Origin of the sequence: Ideonella alba, from assembly GCF_018069845.1 — a bacterium.
In the GTDB taxonomy this organism is placed as follows: domain Bacteria; phylum Pseudomonadota; class Gammaproteobacteria; order Burkholderiales; family Burkholderiaceae_C; genus Ideonella; species Ideonella alba.
The window spans coordinates 1-2,111 of sequence record NZ_JAGQDD010000045.1 but is presented as its reverse complement, the minus strand read 5'-3'; the positions used below and the strand labels follow the sequence as shown (position 1 = coordinate 2,111).

The following is a 2,111-nucleotide window of genomic DNA, read 5'->3' as shown; positions in this document are numbered from 1 at the left end:
CACCATCATGAACGCCATGCTCAAGCACCACACCAATTGGGCTCCAGGGCTTGACGCGCAACACAGTTGCTAACGTTTGAGCTGAGGGGCCGACGCCGGGAAGGCGCTTGGCCCGCGAGGCGGATGATGGACCACACCGGCTCGCGGGCCAAGTGCCTTGCCGGTGGCGGTCCACTCGAGCGAAGGGTTAGGCGCCGCTTCGCCAATCGCACGCCTTCTATGCTGAGTCGACCTCTGGAGGAACGACAGACTGCATCCAGTTCACGATTGCCTCACGAGTGAGCTCATAGCACGTACGGTGTATGGAGTCGCGCTCGACCTTCTCCATGTCCATCAAGGGATCAAAGTAGTTGACGCGAGAGAACTCGCCGCCGGGGAAAGATCCGGCATGGAAGTGTCCAGATCGGGCTTGGCCGTATAAGTAGTCAAGTAGCGAGTCAATATCTTTAAGTGATGTTACGTACTTGCGCATGAACTCACTGAATCCCTTGCAGGAAGGGTCGGCCGCGCTCATCGCTTCAACTGCAGCGACTCGGTAGGCCAGACCAACAGAGGGAAACTGCTGTCCGCAGACCGATGCGACCTGGTAAAGCCGTGCTCCACGATCAAAGGCATCAGCAACGCCTGGCGCGGCCCGATCAACGCCTCGGAGGATCTTTCGGGCTTCGCGCGGAAGGCTTTGGAGTTCACCAGCCACACGATAGCGCGCGGCAAGGCTACCGGTGTATGCGCCGAGCGGACAGCGCGCTCCCTTCTCTGGCATGGCGGTCAACGCTGCCTCCGGTCGACTGAACGCGAGGTGGTAGCGAATGCTCTCAGTTGCCGGAACGCCTTGTGTGGTGGGTAGCACCCAGCGCATCGAGTGTTCTGCTCTGTACAAGCCTACGTTGAGTAGTAGAGACAGCCGGGCGGCATGTCTGCGTGAAGACTCCTCTGCGAGCGCATAGGCTTGCATGTCGTCAATCGCAAGAATCTCCTGATCGATGGAGACAACCCTCTCGGCGTTGATCAGATGGGGCTGGTCGTCCTCAGGAAACGCAGGTGCGAAGCGAAACCCAGGGAGCCAGTACTCTCCATCCAACTGTGGGCCAAGGTAGAAGAAGAGCGAGCGTCGGAAGAACTTGACGCGCTTGTCCGCCAGGGTTGCTGCCAGAACAGAGGTAGCGAATTCGTAAGCCGCGGTCTGCCAGGCCCGAGAGTCCCCAGCTGCATCACTCGCGGCAATCGAAAGCGTAGTGAGGGTGCCGTCTGGCGTCTTGCGTAGCGTCCACGTCAGTTCAACATTGCTCTGGTCGACGAGAAAGGCACCCGTTACCTGAGTGAAATAGGTTCCATCCTCCGAGGTCCCCGCGGTACCTGTGTGATGGGTCATCCGCCCGCGGAGCGCGGAGTTCAGGAAGTCAAGAAAGTCCCGTTGCCGAGGGCCCGCTGCAAGGTTTAAGGGTATGTCCATGGGAGCGCGGCGAGTTACTGCGAGTTGCGACGCCTAACGTTCGAGCTGAGCCGTGCACGCCGGCATGGCGCTTGGCCCGCTGGACGGATGATGACCTAAGCCGGGAAGCGGGCCAAGTGCCATGTCGGTGGGCGTCGGTTCCAGCGAAGGGTTAGGCCGCACCTCGGGCTGGCGGCTCTGTCCCATGAGGATGGCCAGACCGCCAGCCTTCTCGCGAGTGTGCTCGGTTCGACAGATATGGTGGTTGCCGCGATGTGCCTGCAGCATCTGCCTAGTGGCGGCTCCGTACTCCATCATGGTGGGCTAGCGGCGGCTGAATCTTGAACTCACAGCCTCTCGCGCATTGCTGATACGACTGAGGCCGCCATGACCAAAACAAACCAGCAGGCGAGCGATAGCGCGACGAGGGAGATAGCGATGTTGTGGCCGCAAGCATTGCCCAATGCGGACGGTGCGACTTCACAGCCGAGGAAAAGCAAAGTGAAGGCGATGAGCGGGCCAGCAATGAGGATCGCGACACCTCGCAAGACTGAGCGGAGCATGTTGTGCGGCCTAACGTTCGAGCAGAGCCGCGAACGCCGGCATGGCGCTTGGCCCGCTGTACGGATGATGACCTAAGCCGGGAAGCGGGCCAAGTGGCATGACGGTGGGCGTCGGT

General features: G+C 60.6%; 1 protein-coding gene. It reads right to left on the bottom strand.

Annotation, left to right across the window (positions count from 1 at the left end):
- Positions 1-217: 217 nt before the first annotated feature.
- Positions 218-1,372, bottom strand: coding sequence for a hypothetical protein (locus KAK03_RS24665; protein ID WP_210857338.1), 1,155 nt, complete (start codon positions 1,370-1,372; stop codon positions 218-220).
- Between the last annotated feature and the right edge of the window lie 739 nt (positions 1,373-2,111).